This is a genomic window from Kordiimonas marina (assembly GCF_023006325.1).
GTDB lineage: Bacteria > Pseudomonadota > Alphaproteobacteria > Sphingomonadales > Kordiimonadaceae > Kordiimonas > Kordiimonas marina.
The window spans coordinates 86,899-104,683 of record NZ_JAINDF010000004.1 but is presented as its reverse complement, the minus strand read 5'-3'; the positions used below and the strand labels follow the sequence as shown (position 1 = coordinate 104,683).

The window sequence follows — 17,785 nt, the reverse complement described above, 5'->3', positions numbered from 1 at the left end:
TGTGCTGGCGGTAAAGGCGCTGAACCTTGTCCCGAAGGGGGAAATGCTGTGGGTGATATTGATAAAGACCCTAAGCTTGCGGCCCTTGAGGAACGGTTGAGCCAGGCTCGGAAGAAAGCAGAGCCGGAACCCGAAAGGGTATCGGCAAATTCATCGGCGATGAGTGCAGCTTTCAAACTGGGGATTGAATTAGTGGCCGGAGTTGGTATCGGCGTGCTAATTGGCTTGACCTTAGACAAATGGCTCGCTACACCGCCCGTGTTTTTGTTCGTGTTTCTATTTTTAGGTTTTGCTGCGGGTCTACGCAATGTTATTCGCGAGGCTAAGAGAATGCAGGACCAGAGCGACGACTGAGCGTCGCTGAAACATGGTAAGGTTTGACAGCATGCCGCTTTTAGCGACGTGCCTAAATGAATGAGACGGTAGCCGTGGCCCACAGTCCTATTGAGCAGTTCAAGATCAAGCCCATTTTCGACTGGCATATTGCCGGTTTTGATGCGTCTTTCACCAACAGCTCGCTGTGGATGGTCATCGTGATCACGCTGACGACCTTCTTCATGATCGGCGGAATGCGCAAGGCTTCGGCTGTGCCGGGCCGCTGGCAGTCGGCTGTTGAGATCATGTATGAATTTGTCGCAGGCATGGTCCGCGACAACGTCGGCCGCGAAGGCAAGAAATATTTCCCGTTCGTGTTCACGCTGTTTGTGTTTGTGCTTGGCTGTAACCTGGCAGGCTTGCTTCCCTACAGCTTCACGGTAACGAGCCATATCATTGTCAACTTCGCGATGGCCCTGTTTATCTTCACGGGCGTCACCCTCATCGGTTTCTTTAAGAATGGCGCTGGCTATCTGCGCCTGTTCGCGCCGGCCGGCGTGCCCCTGTGGCTGCTGCCGCTGATCACAGTCATCGAGATCATTTCCTACTGTATCCGTCCCTTCAGCCTGTCTGTGCGTCTGTTCGCCAACATGCTGGCTGGCCACATCATGCTGAAAGTCTTCGCGGGCTTCATCGTGACCCTGGCCCTGGGCGCCGGTGTTGCCGGTGCAGCGGGTGCGGTACTGCCGTTCGGTGTGACTGTTATCCTGACCGGCCTTGAGCTCCTGGTAGCGTGCCTCCAGGCTTATGTATTCACGATTTTGACCTGCATCTATCTGAATGATGCCATGCATCCTGGGCATTGATAGGTCTGGTCGCGACGCCCCTAACCATACAATCAACATACTGATCCAGTTATAGAAAAGGACTACATCATGGAACTCGCAGCTGCAAAAATGATCGGTGCTGGTATTGCCACCCTCGCTCTCGCCGGTATCGGTATCGGCCTCGGCAACATCTTCGGTAGCTACCTCTCCGGCGCTCTTCGCAACCCGTCGGCTGCTCCGAAGCAGTTCACGAACCTGCTGATCGGCTTCGCCCTGACTGAAGCAACCGGCCTGTTCGCGCTGGTTATCGCCTTCCTGATCCTGTTCACCTAAGAACAGCGATTTAGAACCGGATCGGTGTCTCGGCGCGGTCTTATGGCCGCGCCAGACCTACACCGGGCCACTTGTGGTATGATCCACAAGGGATGGCCAAAAAGGCCAATATTGAACACCTAGCCACAGAGGCAAGTGATGTCAGAAGCTCATACAGAAGTCGCTGAAAGCCAACATGAGGGCGGCCTGCCGCAGCTCAATACGGCGACCTATGAAGGGCAGATCATCTGGCTGGTTATCAGCTTTGCTGTGCTGTTCCTCATTGTGTCACGTTTGGTTCTGCCGAAAGTGACCAAGGTTCTGGAAGAGCGCGAAGAGCGTATCGCCAATGATCTGGATACTGCGGAACGGCTCAAAAGGGACGCGGAAGAAGTGAAAGCGGCTTATGAAGCTGCGATCGCCGAAGCCCGCTCCAAGTCGAAAGACCTGATCCTGGCTGCGAAGGAAACCATCCAGGCCGATATCGCCAAGGCGCTGGCCGACCTTGATGCTGACCTCAGCAAAAAGGCCGACGAAGCCGAGGCTGAAATCGCCAAGGCCCGTGATAAAGCTTTCGCCAGCATCGATGCGGTTGCCACGGAGGCCGCTCAGGACATGCTCAAGAAGCTTGCCGGTATCGAAGGTGAAGATGCGGCTGTCGCCAAAGCCGTAAAGTCGGCGCTCAGCGCCACGAAGGGGGCTTAAAATGGAAGCGCATGAAGCATTCTATGTAAACCCGGAATTCTGGGTAGCCCTTGGTTTCTTCGGCTTTGTAGCCCTTGTTCTCCGGATGAAGGGCCACAAGCAGCTCGGTGCCATGCTCGATGAGCGTTCGGCTGCGATCAAAGCCCAGATCGAAGAAGCCAAGACCCTGCGTGACGAAGCTGAAGGCCTGCTTCTCGATTATCAGCGCAAACAGCGCGAGACCGAGAAAGAAGCGGCTGAGCTGCTCGCTCATGCCCAGGAAGACGCCCGGATCATGACGGAAGAGGCGAAAGCCGATATCGCCGTGCTGATCGAGCGCCGCACCCGTGCCGCGCAAGAGAAGATCCATCAGGCGGAAGCCGCTGCGGTCAAGGAAGTTAAAGCCGCTGCGGTCAACGTCGCTGTTGCGGCAGCCAGCCAGGTTATGGCCGATAGCCTCAAGGGCAAGGCCGGCGGTACGCTGATCACCGACGCTATCGATGATCTGGACGGCAAGCTGCACTAAGTTTCTGTACTGAGTACCCTTTGTTTTGAGTAGCTATGACGCCCCGCTTCGACGGGGCGTTTTTGCTTGTATAAGGCGCGGCCTTTGGCTAGCCATAGGGCGACCTTAAGGGAAATGAACATGCATAAGGAAACAGCCGGTCAGCTTATGCGCTGGGCCACACGGGCGTCGGTCGGTGTGGCATCGAGCCTCGTCGTCGCCAAGGCGGCCGTCTGGTGGATGTCCGGCTCGGTGGCGCTTCTGGGTTCGCTTACGGATTCCGCGCTCGACCTCGCCGCGTCGCTCGTGACCATGTTCGCGGTCAAAACCGCGTTGACCCCACCCGATGAAGACCACCGGTTCGGCCACGGCAAGGCTGAAGCGCTTGCCGGGCTTTTCCAGGCTTCGGTGATGAGCGGGTCGGCCGTGTTCCTGATCCTGGAATCCTTCCACCATATCTGGACGCCGCTGCCCGTGGCGCATTCGTCGCTGGTGATGGCGGTTTCGGTGGCGGGGATCGTGCTGTCGCTCGGCCTTGTCCTGTTCCAGGCTTATGTGATCCGGCACACCAAGTCCCTGGCGGTGAGGGGGGACCACCTGCATTATCAGGGCGATATGCTCCTCAACCTGTCGGTCATCGCGGCAGCCATGATGTCCGAGTATGGAATCCTGGCGGCTGACGGTGTGTTCGGCGTGCTGATCGGGCTTTATATCCTCAAAAGCGCGTATGATATCGTCCGCCCCGCCATCGATATGCTGATGGACAGGGAATTCTCCCTGAAAGACCGGGAAAAGATTTTCAATATCGTCATGGGCAACCCGGACGTCTTGGGCCTGCATGAACTGAAGACCCGGTCATCGGGCCGCGACAAGTTCATCCAGATGCATATCGAGGTCCCGGCGGAGATGACGGTCAAAGCCGCGCATCTGGTTGCCGACGAAGTGGAAGCGACGGTCGGGGAAGCTTTTCCGGATTCGGAAATCCTGATCCATATCGACCCGCCGGATGAGCTTGCGGTGGACCGCACGCTCGAGGAACTGCCGCCGCTCAAGGAAGAAATATGATTGTACTTTATGGCATCAAGAATTGCGACACGGTGAAGAAGGCCCGCGCCTGGCTTGAAGGTGCCGACATGCCCTATCATTTCCATGATTTCCGGGTCGATGGCCTGAATGAGGCGATGATGGACCGGTTCATTGCCGCCCTTGGCTGGGAAGCGCTTCTCAATACGCGCGGCACCACCTGGCGCAAGCTGCCGGAAGAAGACCGTGCCGACATGACCGAAGCCAAGGCCGCCGCCCTGATGCTGGCCCATGAAGCGTTGATCAAACGGCCTGTGTGGGAAAAGGATGGCGAGTACCGCCTGGGCTTTGCCGCGAAGGACCATGATGCGCTCACCGACTGGGTGGGTATTTAACTGGCCAGCGACTGACGGAACAACAGCGGAAACGTGGGGGAAGACGATGCCGCAGATTGAAATCTATCAGGTTGATGCCTTTACCGACCGGGCCTTCGGCGGTAACTCCGCGGCGATTTGCCCGCTTGAGGCTTTCCTCGACGATGCGACATCCCAGATGATCGCGCGGGAAAACAACCTTTCTGAAACCGCCTATATCGTCGAAAAGGGCCAGGAGGGTGATGCGCCCGTCTATGCCCTGCGCTGGTTCACGCCCACGACCGAAGTGGATATTTGCGGTCATGCGACCTTGGCATCCGCTCATGTGGTGCTGAGCCACCTGCACCCGGACGCGCCTGCCGTGCATTTCGATACCCGCTCCGGCCGCTTGATCGTGGTCAGGGACGGGGACAAGCTCCGGATGAATTTCCCGCTGATGCCGCCGAAACCGATCGATATCCCGGAAGGGCTGGGCGCGGCGATGGGGGCGGAGCCGAGCGCCGTGCTCAAAAGCGACCTGGGGGACCGGGACCTGCTGCTCATTTACGGGAATGCCGACGTGATTAAGGGGCTTGAACCTGATCTGCAGGCACTGACGGCCTTCGCGCCCTACGGCTTTGTTGCCTCGGCGCCGGGTGAGGGCGATACGGATTTTGTCTCCCGCTGCTTCTTTCCCAACCACGGTATCCCGGAAGACCCGGTTACAGGCTCCGCCCACTGTGTGATGGCGCCTTACTGGGCCGCGCGGCTGGGCAAGGATAAGATGTTCGCTGAACAGATTTCCGCCCGTCACGGCGACTTGTGGCTGGAGATGAAGGGCGACAGGCTGTTGATCACCGGCAAGGCGGTTGAGGTCATGCGCGGGGCGCTGTTCATTTCCTGATACTTTTTGTGCTCTCCCCGCGAACCTTTCCCCGTGCCTGTGCGTTTATATGGAAGACAGATAAGGCAGGGTGGCAGGGTACGTGTCTGGTAGGGGCTCCCCCAGTGATAGGTCCAGGACTTCAGGTCGGGTTTCCGGCAGGAAGGCCGAGGAACTGCTTGTCCTCAGGGTGCAGGCGGGGGAGACGCGTGCGTTCGAGATACTTTACCGCGCGTACCAGCCGTCGCTCCTGAGATTTGCCTACCGCCTGAGCGGTGACCGGCAGCTGGCGCTCGATGCGGTGCAGGATGCCTGGATCCTGACCGAGCGCACCATAGATGAGCTGGACAACCCCGCCATGTTCCGCGCGCGGGTGTTCAAGGCGGTGCGATGGCGCACCTATGACCATATGCGCCGCCGCGGGGTCCCGCATCTGCCGCTGGAGGCCGCGGGCGAGGTGATGGATGCAAGCCGGGAGACCCTGGCGACGCGCGACCAGATCGTCCGGCTGGTCGATACGCTGCCGGACTTCGAGCGCCAGGCGATTTATCTGTTTTATCTGGAGGACATGATGGTGACGGAGATCGCCGATGTCCTCGACGTGCCCGCGGGCACCGTCAAATCACGGCTGAACAGGGCCCGGGCCCGGTTACGACAGCAGCTAGAAGGAGAAGAGGAATGACCTCGATCGACGACCGCATCAAGGAGGAGCTCGAACGCGACAGCGCCGAGATCGACAAGATGCTCAAGGATGATGGTGGCTTGTCCAGCATGATCAGGGCTGGCTACCGCGGCAGTATGGGCGGCTGGATGAAGCTGGTGATCGGCATGGAAATCGTGCTGATGCCGGTGTGGGGCTGGCTGGTGTACCGCTTCGCCGTGGCCGGGTCGGTGGATGACCGGGTGTGGTGGGGCATCTGGATGGCGCTCAGCGGGATCACGCTGATGCTGTTGGAGCTGTGGCTGTGGCTGGAGGTCCACCGGGCCTCGACAAGACGGGAAATCAAGCGGATTGAGCTTGCCATTGCCGAACTGGCGTCTAGCTTAAGGGGAAAGCCGGACTGAAGGGCTCCGATTTGACGGGGCCCGCGCGCATAACGGAGGACGCCATGACCGATGTCTATGATTTCACCTGCACTCGACTGAACGGCAAGGAGCAGCCGCTCAGCGACTATAAGGGCCAGGTGCTCCTCATCGTCAACACGGCGTCCAAATGCGGCTTCACCCCGCAGTTCGAGGGGCTGGAAAAAATGTATGAGGACCTCAAGGACAAGGGCCTCACGATCCTCGGCTTCCCCTGCAACCAGTTCGGCAGCCAGGACCCGGGCTCGAATGACGAGATCGGCGAATTCTGCCAGCTCAATTACGGTGTCAGCTTCCCGATGTTCGCCAAGATCGACGTGAACGGCGAGGGCGCGGCACCGCTTTACAAGCACCTGAAGGCGGTCAAGCCCGGCGTTCTCGGCACCGAGAAAATCAAATGGAACTTCACCAAATTCCTGGTCGACCGCGACGGCAACGTGGTCAAGCGTTTCTCGCCGACCGACAAGCCCGAAGCGATCCGCAAGCATATCGAAGCGCTGCTCTGAGGCGATTTTCCGTATAGCCCCGCGCGCGTGACCCCGTTATCATGGCGGGACAATGCGGGGGGCGCGGACGATGAGTAAACTCAAAGGCATCAACAGACGGGATTTCCTGTCCGGCATGGCGCTCACGGGCGCGATGTTCGGCCTCACGCCCTATGAGGCGATGGCCAAGGGGCTCGCGCTGCCCGGTGGCCCCTTGTGGACTTATCCGCCCGAACGCACGGGGATGCGCGGCGACCATAAGGGCAGCTTCGAAGTCGCCCATGCGGTGGCGTGGCAGGGCAAACGCTACGACCGCCCAAAGGACGTGACCGACAGGCCCTATGACCTGATCATCGTCGGCGGCGGCATCAGCGGGCTCGCGACCGCCGTGATGGCGCAGGACAAGCTGGGCAGTCGCGCGAATATCCTGATCCTCGACAATCATGACGATTTCGGCGGCCACGCCAAACGCAACGAATTTAACGTGAACGGCCAGTCGCTGATCGGCTACGGCGGCAGCCAGTCGCTGGAAGCGCCGGGGCAGTATAGCAAGGTGTCCAAGGCCTTCATCAGGCGCCTCGGCATCGATACCGAGAAATTCTACCGCTATTTCGACCAATCCTTCTACACGCGCGAGGGGCTCGGCCAGGGCCTCTATCTCGACGCCGAGCATTACGGCAAGGATATGCTGTTCGCCGATCCCGCCCAGGGGCTCAGCGGCTCGATATGGCGCTGGGACAAGCCGGCGGAAAAAGCCCGGGTCGAAGCGCTTATCGCCGGTCTCCCGGTCTCGGACGCCGAGAAAAAGGCTCTCCATCATGTGCTGATCGGCAGGCCGGACTGGCTCACCGGCATGGAGGCGAGTGCGAAGGTCAGTTGGCTGAAGGCGCGCTCGTTCGAGGCCTGCCTGCAGGAACGTGCGGGCCTCTCCGCCAAGGTGTGTGGGCTTTTCCGCAATGAGGTCACCAGCTATTGGGGTGTGGGCTGGGATGCCCTGTCGGGGCTGGAGGCCGTGCGCCTCGGCCATCCGCTGACCGTGGGCCTCGGGCTCGACCCGGCCCGGATGCCGGAGCCCTATGCGGAGGATGAGCCCTATATCTTCCATTTCCCGGACGGCAACGCTTCGGTCGCGCGATTGGCACTTGCGAAGTTGATCCCGGATGCCCTGCCGGATGCCAAGGACATGGACAGCGTGGTCGGCGCCCGCGCGCATTATGACCGGCTGGACCGGCGGGAAAACCCGGTGCGCGTGCGGCTCATGAGCACCGCGGTCGATGCCCACAACACCAAGGACGGGGTCGAGGTCACCTATGTGCGCGGCGGCAAGGCCGAGCGGGTGGTGGCGCGCCATGCTGTCATGGCGTCCTGGAACCATATGCTGCCCTTCATCATGCCGGATATGCCCGCGGCCCAGAAGGACGCGCTGCACTATGCCGAAAAGGCGCCGCTCGCCTATATCAACATCGCGCTCAGGAACTGGAAGCCGTTCGCGGACGCCGGTGTCGCCCGGCTTTATTCGCCCAAGGCCCTGTGCGCCTCCGCAATGCTCGACTTCCCGGTCAGCATGGGCGGCTATCTCTTCTCGCGTGCGCCGGAGGACCCGATCCTGATGCATATGGCGCATATCCCCACCTATCCGGGCCACACGATGCGGGAGCAATATAACGCCGGGCGCCACATCATGTATGAGATGAGCTTCGACGATTACGAAAAGGGCGTGCTGGCCCAGCTTTCGGGCGCGTTCGGGCGCCACGGCTTCGACGCCGAAAAGCATGTCGCCGCCATCACGGTCAACCGCTGGCCGCACGGCTATGCCTACGAATATAATGAGCTGTTTGACCCACCCGGTTATGACCGGAACCACGGCCCGCACGTGGTGGGGCGGCAAAAGGTTGGCAATATCGCCATCGCCAACTCGGATTCCTCGGCCGCCGCCTTCGTCAACGGCGCAATCGACGCCGCCGCCCGCGCCGTCACCGACCTGTGGGGGTGACGGCTCGCCTTGCCGCCGCGCCCGCTTGGCCTATCTAGCCTTATACGTGCTTTCAATGAACGGGGGACCCCATGGCAGATATGCCCGCGCCTGAAATGGTTGAAGTGAACGGCATCCAACTGGCGGTGTACCGTGCCGGGCCGGACCCGTCCGACACCGACAAGCCCGCCGTTTTCTTCCTGCATGGCTTTCCTGAAATCGCCTACAGCTGGCGCGCGCAACTGAAGGCGCTCGGTGATGCGGGCTACCCCGTCTTCACCTATGACGCCCGCGGCTATGGCGCGTCCGACGCGCCCAAGGGCCGGAAGAATTACACCGTCGCCAAACTGTGCGCCGACGCCGAAGCGCTTCTGGACCATTACGGCCTGAGGGACGCCGTGTTCGTCGGCCATGACTGGGGCGCGCTGACCCTGTGGGCCATGCCTTTCTATATGGGCGACCGGGTCGCGGGCTATGCCGGGCTCAACGTGCCCCTGATGCCGCTCTACCGCGAAGACCCGATCGCGCTGTTCCGCCGCCATTTCGGTGACAAGATGTATATCGTCCGCTTCCAGACGGAGGGCGCGTGCGAACCGGTGCTTGAGAAGGACCTCATGCGCACCTTCCGCTATTTCCTTAGGAAGCCCGGCAAGTGCAAGGCGCGTGCAGGTGAAGCGCCCAAGCCCGATACCGGCTTTTCTGAAAAGAACCTCGACCTTATCGGCCAGTTGGAGCAGGGCGAGGAAGGCTGGGGCGGCGTGCCGCTGCTGCCGGACGAAGAGCTTCAGATTTATGCCGACGCCTACAGGAAAAACGGCTTCACCGGCCCGCTGCACTGGTACCGCAACATGACCCACAACTGGCAGGACATGCAGCGTTTCGCCGATGCGGACGGCAAGCTGCCGTTCGTCGCCCGGCCGTGCCTGATGATCACGGCGGAGCTGGACCGTGCCTGCCCGCCGTCGCTGGCTGACGGTATGGAAAATCTGTGTGGGCCCTATGAGCGCATCGACCTCAAAGGCTGCGGCCACTGGAGCCAGCAGGAACGCGCCGCCGACGTCAACGCCGCGCTTCTGGATTGGCTGCACAAATATTTCCCGTGCTGAGCACCGTCTTCCGCTCCTTTCCGCCCCTCTCTGTCACCCTGAACTAGTTTCAGGGTCCATTGGATGGCGACCATGCGTTCTCACGTCATCATTGACTGTGTGGATGCTGAACCAAGTTCAGCATGACGGGGAGGGTGGCAAGGGCCGGTGTTCCTGGGCCCGCCGGTCAAGCCGTCGGGTGACGAGAGAGAGGGGAGTTATCCGCCCTTCCAGCTGTCACCCTGAACTTGTTTCAGGGTCCATTGAGTGGTGGATCGTGCGTTTTTACGGAGGCAGAGGCTGTATGGATGCTGTTTGCGCAGCTGGCATGGCCTAGCAAGTTCAGCATGACGGCATCTAGTGAAAGGCCGCCCAGCCGTGCTAAGCCTCGGTAAAGCCGCCATTTGAGGAACAGCATGGGTAATATTGCCGCTTTTACCGAAGGATTCATGGTGTCACTGGGGCTGATCGTCGCGGTGGGGCCGCAGAATGCCTATCTGCTCCGTCAGGGGCTCAGGCACCGCCATGTCGGGGCTGTCAGCACCGTCTGCTTCCTGTCCGATATTATCCTCATCATCCTCGGTGTGATGGGGGTTGGACGCCTTATTGCCTCCCACACTGGCTTATCCGTCTGGCTCGGCTGGGGCGGCGTGCTGTTTCTTCTGTGGTTCGCCCTCAAGAATGTGCGCTCGGCCCTGCACCCCGATGTCATGACCGATGCCCGCATGCGGGACGCGGCGGGGGATGCAGCCGGGCAGGGGGTCAGGACCGCAGTTCTGCATACGCTGGCCTTCACCTGGCTCAATCCGTGGGTCTATGTCGATACCATGGTGCTGATCGGCGGGGTCAGCACAAAATACGCGGGTGACATGGCGCGGATCAGCTTCTGCGTCGGGGCGATTCTGGCCTCGGGCGTCTGGTTCTATGGTCTCGGCTTCGGCGCCAAGAAGGCGGCGCCCTTGTTCCGAAAGCCCATGACATGGCGCATTCTCGACAGTGTGATCGCGCTCATCATGTTGGGGGTTGCAACTCTCCTCATAAAGCATCAACTTCAACTATAACGTTTTAAAATAATGATCAGCGGAGGAGCCCCATGCAGCTGCGTGGCATGAGTCTGTCACCCTATTACGAACGGGTCGTCATTGTTCTGGATGTGAAAAATGCCCTGGACCGGGTTGAGCACGGCCGGATGCCAGGGGTTTTCGGGTCGCCCGAGCTGAAGGCCGAAAACCCGACCGGAAAAATCCCCTATCTCATCCTGGATGACGGCTCCATCCTGCCCGAAGGCCAGGTGATCGCTGAATATTTGAATGCCGTGTTCGAGGGCGAGACCCTGATGCCGGAAGACCCGCTGGCCACCGCCCGGGTGCGGGTGTTCGGCCGCCTGGTGGACCTTTATCTCGGCCAGCATACCATGCCGCTGGCCCGGACCGTAACCCGGGGCACCTATGATGATGCCGCGCTCGCGCTCGCGCTTGAAACCGGCATCCCGGACGCGCTCGACCATATCGAATTCCACCTCTCGGGCGGGCCGTATGCGGTGGGCGACAGCTTCACCATGGCCGATGCGGCGCTCATTCCCTTCATGTTCCACCTGACCAGCTTCCTGGCCCATTTCGAGCTGAAACCGTTCGAAGGCCGGCCCAAGCTTGAGGCCTGGTGGAATGCCCATAAGGACACCCCGCTGGTGGAACGCTGCTTTGGCCGGATGCAGAAATCGCTCGATTTTGTCCTGTCGCTCAGGGCGGCGGCAAAGTAAGATGAACAGGCTTTGGAAGGAGGCTGAGACGGCATGACCGAGGACGGCATTCTCTATACCGGGCGCTGCCTGTGTGGCGGTGTGAAAATGGAAGCGGTGGCGGAACCCCTGTGGGTCGCGCACTGCCATTGCCCCAGCTGCCGCAAGACCACGGGCGCCGCCTTCGCAACCTACGTCGGGTTCGATAAGAACGCCGTACGCTTCATAGGCGAACTGCAGCTTTATAAATCCAGCCCCGGCGTCATGCGCCGCTTCTGCCCCACCTGTGGCGGCACCGTCAGCTTCATGGGCGAAGCCTGGCCGGGCGAAGTGCACCTGCACGCGGGCTTCCTCGACCAGGCCGAAAGCCTGAAGCCCGAAAGCCACGTCTTCACCCGCACCGAAATGCCCTGGGCCCACATGGACGATGGGCTCGAGCGCCACGAGACCTTCCCCTCGGATGATGGGCATTGAGGACAGCCTATGAATTGGCGTCATACCCTAAGGTATGCTCTGCAGGGCTCCGTCACGATTTTGGGTATGGCTTTTCTGGCCTCACCTGCCTTAAAACAATTTCCAGTTTGGCAAGTTTATGGCATTCCGCTTGGAGTTTATCTTGGGGGTATTTTGCCCCTTGTTATCATGTCCGTTGAGCGCGGGCACTGGAGCTTTGGGCGCTGTCTGGTGCTTGGGGCGCTGGGAGGCATGCTGACGCCAATTCTAATCGTCATGCCGATAGTTCCGGGAGCTGCTTTATGGGCTCGTTTGCAAGAAGCGGAAATGCTGGGAAACTATGCGGGATTAGCAGCAATGCTCGCACTGATTGGTGCTGTTCCCGGTATTTTGACCGCCATGGTCTTTTGGGGCGTTGGCTGGGTTTATGAATTTGCCAGCAGTCTACGCATGGAGAGCAAATAGAGCCTCCCCCACCTTCGTCACCCGACGGCTTGACCGGCGGGCCCAGGAACACCGGCCCTTGAAGGGGCGCTCTTAACGGCATATCCGCTGGTATAAGTCCTCCCAGTTGGGGTTTTCGGCTTCGATCAAGTCGATCTTCCAGTCCCGCTTATAGCGTTTCAGGCGTTTCTCGCGCTGGATGGCTGCCTCTGCGGTAGCGTGTTCTTCGAACCAGACGAGGCGGGTGACGTCATACCGGTCCGTAAAACCTTCAATCACATGGTTCTTATGTTCCCACACCCGGCGCGGCAGGTTGCCCGTCATGCCGATATAGAGTGTCCCCTTCGGGCCGCTTGCCATGATGTAGGTGTAATATTGCATGGCCCAATGGTGGTGTTCCTGGGTTCGCCGGTCAAGCCGGCGAATGACGAATAAGAAAGAGTCCTCTTAAATAGAGCGCAGTGGAACCAAGATAATTTGTCCTGACCGTGCCGCATACCTCTCCGGTCGTCACCTCACGGCTTGACTGGCGAATGACGAAAATGGAAGAGAGCCGCCCGAATATAGAGGTAAGCGTCCAGCGCCGCGTGTTCCTCTCCCTGCGTCGACCTTACCCCTCCTCGTCACCCGACGGCTTGACCGGCGGGTCCAGGAACACCATCAAGGCCTCTCCGTCATGCTGAACTTGTTAGGCCATGCCAGCTTCGCAAACAGCATCCATATGGACCCTGAACCAAGTTCAGGGTGACGGCCGTTAGGGGCTCCTTCGGCTTTTCAGCTCGCCAACCGCGCAGCCGGCGAATGACGGAAGAGATAGAGGGGTGCCCGAATATAGCCTGAGGGCCTGACTCTGCTTGTCCCGAAAGCAGATTCGCGCTAACAGAGGGCCAAATATTTTTCCCTATCTTTAAGGACCCAAGTCACCATGGCTTCCTATCAGTATGTCTTTCAGATGCACAAGCTGTCCAAAACCTATCCGGGCGGCAAGCAGGTTCTGAATAATATCTCATTGAACTTCATGCCGGACGCCAAGATCGCCGTCATCGGTCACAACGGTGCCGGTAAGTCGACGCTGATGAAAATCATGGCCGGCTATGACAAGGAATTCACCGGGGAAGCCTGGGCCGCGGACGGTATCCGCGTTGGCTACCTGCCGCAGGAGCCGCAGCTGAACCCGGAGAAGGACGTGCTCGGCAACGTCATGGAAGGCCTTGCCGCCACGCAGGCGCTGGTCGACGAATATAATTCGGTCGCCATGGCTTATGCCGAAGACCCGGATGACATGGACCTTCTCGGCAAGATGGGCGAGCTTCAGGAAAAGATCGACGCCGCCGACGCGTGGGACCTGCAGTCCCAGGCTGAAGTCGCGATGGACGCGCTCTGCTGCCCCCCGAACGACTGGCCGGTCGAGAAGCTTTCGGGCGGTGAGAAACGCCGGGTAGCACTCTGCAAACTGCTGCTTGAGAAGCCGGAAATCCTGCTGCTTGACGAACCGACCAACCACCTGGACGCCGAAACCGTCGCGTGGCTCGAACGCTTCCTGCAGGACTATAAAGGCTGCGTGATCCTCGTCACCCACGACCGTTACTTCCTCGATAACGTCGTCGGCTGGGTGCTGGAACTTGACCGCGGCCAGGGCATTCCGTTCGAAGGCAACTATTCCGCCTGGCTTGAGATGAAAACCAAGCGCATGGCGCAGGAAGAACGCGCCGACAAGTCGCGCCAGAAGGCCATGCAGTCGGAACTGGAGTGGATCCGCCAATCGCCGAAAGCGCGCCAGGCGAAATCCAAGGCCCGTATCAAGGCCTATGATGAGCTTCTGGAACAGCAGCAGGAACGTGTTGCCGGCCCGGCGCAGATCAAGATCCAGCCGCCGAAACGCCTGGGCAGCAAGGTCATCGAGGCCCATAACCTGACGAAGGGTTTTGGCGACAAGCTGCTGTTCGACGGGCTGACCTTCAGCCTGCCGCCGGGGGGCATTGTCGGTGTCATCGGCCCGAACGGCGCCGGTAAGACCACCCTGTTCAAACTGATCACCGGCCAGGAAAAGCCGGACGGAGGCGAGATCATCGTCGGCGATACGGTTGAGCTCGGCTATGTCGACCAGAGCCGCGACGCCATGAACCCGGACAATAACGTCTGGCAGGAAATCTCCGGCGGGCATGATGTCTTCTATTTCGGCAAGACCGAGATCAACACCCGGGCTTATGTCGGTGCCTTCAACTTCAAGGGCGCGGACCAGCAGAAGAAGGTCGGGCTTCTCTCGGGAGGTGAACGTAACCGCGTGCACCTCGCCAAGATGCTGAAGGAGGGTGGCAACGTCCTCCTGCTTGACGAGCCGACCAACGACCTCGACACCGAAACGCTGGCCGCGCTCGAAGAAGCGCTCGAAAACTTCGCCGGGTGCGCCGTGGTCATCAGCCACGACCGTTTCTTCCTCGACCGGATCGCCACCCACATTCTCGCCTTCGAAGGCGACAGCCATGTGGAATGGTTCGAAGGCAACTTCGAAGCTTACGAAGAAGACAAGAAACGCCGTTTGGGTGCGGAAGCGACCCAGCCGCACCGGCTCAAATATCGCCGTTTCACCCGCTAAACGCGGCGCGGACTATACCGGAAATGCGAAAGGGGCCTCTCGGGGCCCCTTTTTGTTGCGCGTGCAACAGGAAAAGTCTTGGAAATTGCGCCAGCTGTTGCAGCTGCAACAGCCGCCGGGCGGCGTCAGTTTGGCGTTTCGCCTTCCGCGTCCTCGAGGTCGTCGAACAGATCCTGCTCACGCGCGGGCGGGTTGCCGTCATGGATTTCGAAGCGGCGGTTCTGCTGGTAAACGGACCGCGCGACCACATAGGGGTCATCTTCCTTGTAAAGCCCGTCAAGCGCGCTGTCGTAGCGGACGCGGGCATCGAAAAAGTCAATGCCTGTACGGGTATAGCTCAAGGCCTTGCCGCCTTCGTCTTCAAGTGCATTGCCTGTCGGGTCGTAAAGGAAATAGCCGACGAGGCCCGTGGTGTCCCGAAGGTTGGAGGGGCCGAGGAATGGCAGGACAAGGTACGGACCGTCGCCCACACCCCAGGTGGCAAGCGTTTGCCCGAGGTCCTCGCTTTGATACGGAATGCCGACATCGTCGGACACTTTCAGAAGCCCGGCCAAGCCGAAACTGCTGTTGAGCACGAACCGGCCAAGTGTCTGTCCTGCCTTCTTGAATTTGAACTGGAGGATGTCGTTTACGAACACCCAGGGTTCGCGCAGGTTGCGCATCACATTGCTGATGCCCTGCCTTGGCGCCTTCGGAACCGTCTTGGTATAGGCATGAACGACCGGGTCGATCACCGCGCGGTCGATGGCCCTGTTGAAGGCGAATGTCGCCCTGTTCATCGGCTCCAGCGGGTCGCTGACATCCGTGCCATTGTGGGCCGTGGAGGCACAGGCGCTGGTCAGGAGCATCAGAGCGGCGCTCAAAATTGCCTTGAGGGAAGGGGCTTCGGTCATTCTATCCTCTGTGGTCCGGCTATCCTGCAGATGCCGATATTATATTGGTTTCTAAATTATGTTTGGCAAAATTCCCGGACTATTTGGCGGTTGCTGCGCTCTTGTTCAAGAGAACACATGCAAAAATCGGCGATATTGTGTTCAGGTTTTTCCGATCCGTGGTAAGAAAACCATGTTTGGCCGCTCACATTTCCTCACTTTACAAACATAAAGAAATCTTTATATTCATGATTTCCTGATGAGAGAAGGGATTCATGGAAGAGCTTCTGGCAGCCCTCAGAGCGGCAAGTGAAACCACGCGGTTGCGCATATTGGCGCTTCTCGCGAAGGGGGAGCTTACCGTCAGCGATCTGGTCCGGATACTGGACCAGAGCCAGCCGCGTGTGTCCCGTCACCTGAAGCTGATGGGTGACGCCGGGCTTTTGGACCGCTTTCAGGAAGGCACCACCGTTTTTTACCGCCTCGCTGAGGGCGGGCAGGGCGCAGCTGTCCACGCTGCCCTTTTACCCATGATCCCCGAAGATGATGCTGACTTTCAGGCTGACCTGACCGTGCTCGCCGATATCCGTGCGGAGCGGGTCAAAAAGGCCGACAGTTTCTTCCGAGAGAATGCCGCCGAGTGGGACCGTATCCGCTCGCTTTATGTTGCTGAGGCGCAGGTGGAAGCAGCGCTTCAGGACTTGCAGGGCAAAAGGCCGGTCCACCGCCTGCTTGATGTCGGGACCGGCACGGGGCGGATGCTCGAAGTGTTCGCACCGCTCGCCGACCAGGCGCTGGGGATCGATGTCTCCCGCGAAATGCTGTCGGTGGCGCGGGGCAACCTTGCCCGCCGCGAGCTGACGAACTGCCAGGTCAGGCAGGGCGATATGTATAACCTGGGGCTTGCGGACGGCAGTGAGGACCTGATCCTGTTTCATCAGGTGCTGCACTTTGCCGACGAGCCCGCCGCAGCGATCCGGGAAGCCGCGCGGGTGCTCAGCCCCGGCGGCCAGTTGTTGATCGCCGACTTTGCCCCGCACGGGGAAGAATATCTGCGCGAGGAGCAGGCGCACCGTCGTCTCGGCTTCGCGGACGAGGAAATAGCTCAATGGGGCCGTGCCGCAGGACTTGGGGATGCCACAATCCGGCATCTGGACGGCGGCAAGCTCAGGGTAACGATCTGGCGGTTCGAAAAGGCCGCCGCAGCGCCTTCAGGTAAGGAGTAGACTTATGGTGCGTTTGGCTGACACGATTGGACGCCGGAATGGCGGCTCGGTTTATGCGGAGCCGGTTGAGGATGTCACTTTCTCCTTCGAATTCTTCCCGCCGAAGACGCCGAAGATGGAGGAAACCCTGTGGTCCTCGATCAAGACGCTGGAGGCGTTGAATCCGAGCTTCGTGTCCGTGACCTACGGTGCGGGGGGCACAACACGCGAACGCACTCATAAAACCGTCAAGCGCATCCTCGATGAAACGCCGCTCAAACCTGCCGCGCACCTCACCTGTGTGGGGGCCTCCAAGGATGAGGTGAATGAGGTGGTTCGGGACTATTATGACGCTGGCGTCCGTCATCTGGTGGCGCTTCGCGGTGATGCTCCTGAAGGGGCTGGCGGCTATAGGCCCCATCCGGGCGGGTACGCCAATGCGGCCGAGCTGGTAGCTGGAATCCGGGATATCGCTGACTTCGATATTTCCGTTGCGGCCTACCCCGAACGGCACCCGGAAAGCGGGACGCTGGCGGCCGACCTGGATAACCTCAAGCGCAAGATCGACGCGGGGGCGACCCGCGCCATCACCCAGTTCTTTTTCGAACCGGATACCTATTTCCGCTTCTTAGATCACTGCCATTCATACGGCATCGAAGTGCCGATCGTGCCGGGCATTCTGCCGGTGACCAATTATGGGACGCTCAAAAGCTTTGCCGCTGCCTGTGGTGCTAGTGTGCCGAAATGGATGGGTGACCTGTTCGAGGGGCTTGACGATCATCCCCAGACGCGCATGCTGGTCGCCGCCTCGGTCGCCAGCGAAATGTGCCGCCAGCTTTATGCCGGTGGTGTGCGCGACTTCCATTTTTACACCCTCAACCGGGCGGAACTCACTTATGCGATCTGCCGCATGCTCGGCTACCGTGCGCCGGCAAAACAGGAGGCCTAAG

At 59.9% G+C, this 17,785-nt stretch carries 22 protein-coding genes; 20 read left to right on the top strand and 2 right to left on the bottom strand.

The genetic code is table 11. The features are described from left to right. Positions 1 to 48 precede the first annotated feature (48 nt). The 17 genes from K6118_RS17530 (at position 49) to K6118_RS09830 (ending at position 12,183) form a co-directional block, all read left to right on the top strand. Complete coding sequence (locus tag K6118_RS17530) at positions 49 to 354, top strand: AtpZ/AtpI family protein (RefSeq protein ID WP_247120193.1); 306 nt, start codon at positions 49 to 51, stop codon at positions 352 to 354. 56 nt (positions 355 to 410) lie between these two features. Further along, on the top strand, positions 411 to 1,181 hold the full coding sequence (locus K6118_RS09905) for a F0F1 ATP synthase subunit A (protein ID WP_281500739.1): 771 nt from the start codon (positions 411 to 413) through the stop codon (positions 1,179 to 1,181). Between the two features lie 69 nt (positions 1,182 to 1,250). Next, positions 1,251 to 1,475 carry a F0F1 ATP synthase subunit C gene (locus K6118_RS09900; protein WP_247120191.1) on the top strand — a complete coding sequence of 75 codons (225 nt, stop codon included), beginning with the start codon at positions 1,251 to 1,253 and terminating at the stop codon, positions 1,473 to 1,475. Between the two features lie 138 nt (positions 1,476 to 1,613). Then, positions 1,614 to 2,159 (top strand): F0F1 ATP synthase subunit B family protein, encoded by a 546-nt coding sequence (locus K6118_RS09895; RefSeq protein ID WP_247120190.1) that lies wholly within the window; start codon positions 1,614 to 1,616, stop codon positions 2,157 to 2,159. Position 2,160: 1 nt separating this feature from the next. Then, positions 2,161 to 2,664: a F0F1 ATP synthase subunit B family protein gene (locus tag K6118_RS09890; protein ID WP_247120189.1), complete on the top strand. Its 504-nt coding sequence runs from the start codon at positions 2,161 to 2,163 to the stop codon at positions 2,662 to 2,664. 120 nt (positions 2,665 to 2,784) lie between these two features. Then, positions 2,785 to 3,708 (top strand): cation diffusion facilitator family transporter, encoded by a 924-nt coding sequence (locus tag K6118_RS09885; RefSeq protein WP_247120188.1) that lies wholly within the window; start codon positions 2,785 to 2,787, stop codon positions 3,706 to 3,708. Further along, positions 3,705 to 4,061 (top strand): ArsC family reductase, encoded by a 357-nt coding sequence (locus K6118_RS09880; protein ID WP_247120187.1) that lies wholly within the window; start codon positions 3,705 to 3,707, stop codon positions 4,059 to 4,061. The genes K6118_RS09885 and K6118_RS09880 overlap by 4 nt, the downstream gene beginning before the upstream one ends. Before the next feature lie 46 nt (positions 4,062 to 4,107). After that, positions 4,108 to 4,923: a PhzF family phenazine biosynthesis protein gene (locus tag K6118_RS09875; protein WP_247120186.1), complete on the top strand. Its 816-nt coding sequence runs from the start codon at positions 4,108 to 4,110 to the stop codon at positions 4,921 to 4,923. A gap of 82 nt (positions 4,924 to 5,005) precedes the next feature. Further along, the gene (locus K6118_RS09870) at positions 5,006 to 5,584 is read left to right on the top strand and encodes an RNA polymerase sigma factor (RefSeq protein WP_247120185.1); all 579 of its coding nucleotides are present in this window, start codon (positions 5,006 to 5,008) and stop codon (positions 5,582 to 5,584) included. Further along, positions 5,581 to 5,967: a DUF6768 family protein gene (locus tag K6118_RS09865; protein ID WP_247120184.1), complete on the top strand. Its 387-nt coding sequence runs from the start codon at positions 5,581 to 5,583 to the stop codon at positions 5,965 to 5,967. Before K6118_RS09870 ends, K6118_RS09865 begins: the two co-directional genes overlap by 4 nt. 44 nt (positions 5,968 to 6,011) lie before the next feature. After that, the gene (locus K6118_RS09860; RefSeq protein ID WP_247120183.1) at positions 6,012 to 6,491 is read left to right on the top strand and encodes a glutathione peroxidase; all 480 of its coding nucleotides are present in this window, start codon (positions 6,012 to 6,014) and stop codon (positions 6,489 to 6,491) included. Between the two features lie 70 nt (positions 6,492 to 6,561). After that, entirely contained in the window at positions 6,562 to 8,463 is a 1,902-nt protein-coding gene (locus K6118_RS09855; protein WP_247120182.1) for an NAD(P)-binding protein, read from the top strand. A 71-nt stretch (positions 8,464 to 8,534) separates the two neighbouring features. After that, positions 8,535 to 9,548 (top strand): alpha/beta fold hydrolase, encoded by a 1,014-nt coding sequence (locus K6118_RS09850; protein WP_247120181.1) that lies wholly within the window; start codon positions 8,535 to 8,537, stop codon positions 9,546 to 9,548. 395 nt (positions 9,549 to 9,943) lie between these two features. After that, the gene (locus K6118_RS09845; protein WP_247120180.1) at positions 9,944 to 10,588 is read left to right on the top strand and encodes a LysE/ArgO family amino acid transporter; all 645 of its coding nucleotides are present in this window, start codon (positions 9,944 to 9,946) and stop codon (positions 10,586 to 10,588) included. 32 nt (positions 10,589 to 10,620) lie between these two features. After that, positions 10,621 to 11,286 carry a glutathione S-transferase family protein gene (locus K6118_RS09840; RefSeq protein ID WP_247120179.1) on the top strand — a complete coding sequence of 222 codons (666 nt, stop codon included), beginning with the start codon at positions 10,621 to 10,623 and terminating at the stop codon, positions 11,284 to 11,286. 33 nt (positions 11,287 to 11,319) lie between these two features. After that, positions 11,320 to 11,739 carry a GFA family protein gene (locus K6118_RS09835; protein WP_247120178.1) on the top strand — a complete coding sequence of 140 codons (420 nt, stop codon included), beginning with the start codon at positions 11,320 to 11,322 and terminating at the stop codon, positions 11,737 to 11,739. Between the two features lie 9 nt (positions 11,740 to 11,748). Continuing rightward, a complete protein-coding gene (locus K6118_RS09830; protein ID WP_247120177.1) occupies positions 11,749 to 12,183 on the top strand; it encodes a hypothetical protein in 435 nt (144 codons plus the stop codon). Between the two features lie 72 nt (positions 12,184 to 12,255). Here the strand turns inward: K6118_RS09830 and K6118_RS09825 are convergent, their stop codons facing one another. Next, the gene (locus K6118_RS09825; RefSeq protein WP_247120176.1) at positions 12,256 to 12,543 is read right to left on the bottom strand and encodes a GIY-YIG nuclease family protein; all 288 of its coding nucleotides are present in this window, start codon (positions 12,541 to 12,543) and stop codon (positions 12,256 to 12,258) included. 544 nt (positions 12,544 to 13,087) lie between these two features. On the opposite strand from K6118_RS09825, the gene ettA reads away from it, so the two are divergent. After that, the gene (gene ettA, locus K6118_RS09820) at positions 13,088 to 14,758 is read left to right on the top strand and encodes an energy-dependent translational throttle protein EttA (protein ID WP_247120175.1); all 1,671 of its coding nucleotides are present in this window, start codon (positions 13,088 to 13,090) and stop codon (positions 14,756 to 14,758) included. 125 nt (positions 14,759 to 14,883) lie between these two features. On the opposite strand, the gene K6118_RS09815 is transcribed toward ettA, so the two are convergent. Next, positions 14,884 to 15,651: an MlaA family lipoprotein gene (locus K6118_RS09815; RefSeq protein WP_247120174.1), complete on the bottom strand. Its 768-nt coding sequence runs from the start codon at positions 15,649 to 15,651 to the stop codon at positions 14,884 to 14,886. A gap of 254 nt (positions 15,652 to 15,905) precedes the next feature. On the opposite strand from K6118_RS09815, the gene K6118_RS09810 reads away from it, so the two are divergent. Together K6118_RS09810 and metF are read left to right on the top strand one after the other, a co-directional pair. Continuing rightward, positions 15,906 to 16,856, top strand: a complete 951-nt coding sequence (locus tag K6118_RS09810) for an ArsR/SmtB family transcription factor (RefSeq protein WP_247120173.1) — start codon at positions 15,906 to 15,908, stop codon at positions 16,854 to 16,856. A gap of 4 nt (positions 16,857 to 16,860) precedes the next feature. Beyond that, the gene (gene metF / locus K6118_RS09805) at positions 16,861 to 17,784 is read left to right on the top strand and encodes a methylenetetrahydrofolate reductase [NAD(P)H] (protein ID WP_247120172.1); all 924 of its coding nucleotides are present in this window, start codon (positions 16,861 to 16,863) and stop codon (positions 17,782 to 17,784) included. Position 17,785: the final 1 nt, after the last annotated feature.

Bases quoted from the DNA above. Each gene is read 5' to 3' on its own strand.
- K6118_RS09830 (WP_247120177.1), top strand. From the start codon at position 11,749: ATGAATTGGCGTCATACCCTAAGGTATGCTCTGCAGGGCTCCGTCACG.
- ettA (WP_247120175.1), top strand. From the start codon at position 13,088: ATGGCTTCCTATCAGTATGTCTTTCAGATGCACAAGCTGTCCAAAACC.
- K6118_RS09900 (WP_247120191.1), top strand. From the start codon at position 1,251: ATGGAACTCGCAGCTGCAAAAATGATCGGTGCTGGTATTGCCACCCTC.
- K6118_RS09855 (WP_247120182.1), top strand. From the start codon at position 6,562: ATGAGTAAACTCAAAGGCATCAACAGACGGGATTTCCTGTCCGGCATG.
- K6118_RS09895 (WP_247120190.1), top strand. From the start codon at position 1,614: ATGTCAGAAGCTCATACAGAAGTCGCTGAAAGCCAACATGAGGGCGGC.
- K6118_RS09885 (WP_247120188.1), top strand. From the start codon at position 2,785: ATGCATAAGGAAACAGCCGGTCAGCTTATGCGCTGGGCCACACGGGCG.
- metF (WP_247120172.1), top strand. From the start codon at position 16,861: ATGGTGCGTTTGGCTGACACGATTGGACGCCGGAATGGCGGCTCGGTT.
- K6118_RS09810 (WP_247120173.1), top strand. From the start codon at position 15,906: ATGGAAGAGCTTCTGGCAGCCCTCAGAGCGGCAAGTGAAACCACGCGG.
- K6118_RS09865 (WP_247120184.1), top strand. From the start codon at position 5,581: ATGACCTCGATCGACGACCGCATCAAGGAGGAGCTCGAACGCGACAGC.
- K6118_RS09875 (WP_247120186.1), top strand. From the start codon at position 4,108: ATGCCGCAGATTGAAATCTATCAGGTTGATGCCTTTACCGACCGGGCC.
- K6118_RS09815 (WP_247120174.1), bottom strand. From the start codon at position 15,651: ATGACCGAAGCCCCTTCCCTCAAGGCAATTTTGAGCGCCGCTCTGATG.
- K6118_RS09880 (WP_247120187.1), top strand. From the start codon at position 3,705: ATGATTGTACTTTATGGCATCAAGAATTGCGACACGGTGAAGAAGGCC.
- K6118_RS09835 (WP_247120178.1), top strand. From the start codon at position 11,320: ATGACCGAGGACGGCATTCTCTATACCGGGCGCTGCCTGTGTGGCGGT.
- K6118_RS09840 (WP_247120179.1), top strand. From the start codon at position 10,621: ATGCAGCTGCGTGGCATGAGTCTGTCACCCTATTACGAACGGGTCGTC.
- K6118_RS09850 (WP_247120181.1), top strand. From the start codon at position 8,535: ATGGCAGATATGCCCGCGCCTGAAATGGTTGAAGTGAACGGCATCCAA.
- K6118_RS09890 (WP_247120189.1), top strand. From the start codon at position 2,161: ATGGAAGCGCATGAAGCATTCTATGTAAACCCGGAATTCTGGGTAGCC.
- K6118_RS09860 (WP_247120183.1), top strand. From the start codon at position 6,012: ATGACCGATGTCTATGATTTCACCTGCACTCGACTGAACGGCAAGGAG.
- K6118_RS09905 (WP_281500739.1), top strand. From the start codon at position 411: ATGAATGAGACGGTAGCCGTGGCCCACAGTCCTATTGAGCAGTTCAAG.
- K6118_RS09825 (WP_247120176.1), bottom strand. From the start codon at position 12,543: ATGCAATATTACACCTACATCATGGCAAGCGGCCCGAAGGGGACACTC.
- K6118_RS09845 (WP_247120180.1), top strand. From the start codon at position 9,944: ATGGGTAATATTGCCGCTTTTACCGAAGGATTCATGGTGTCACTGGGG.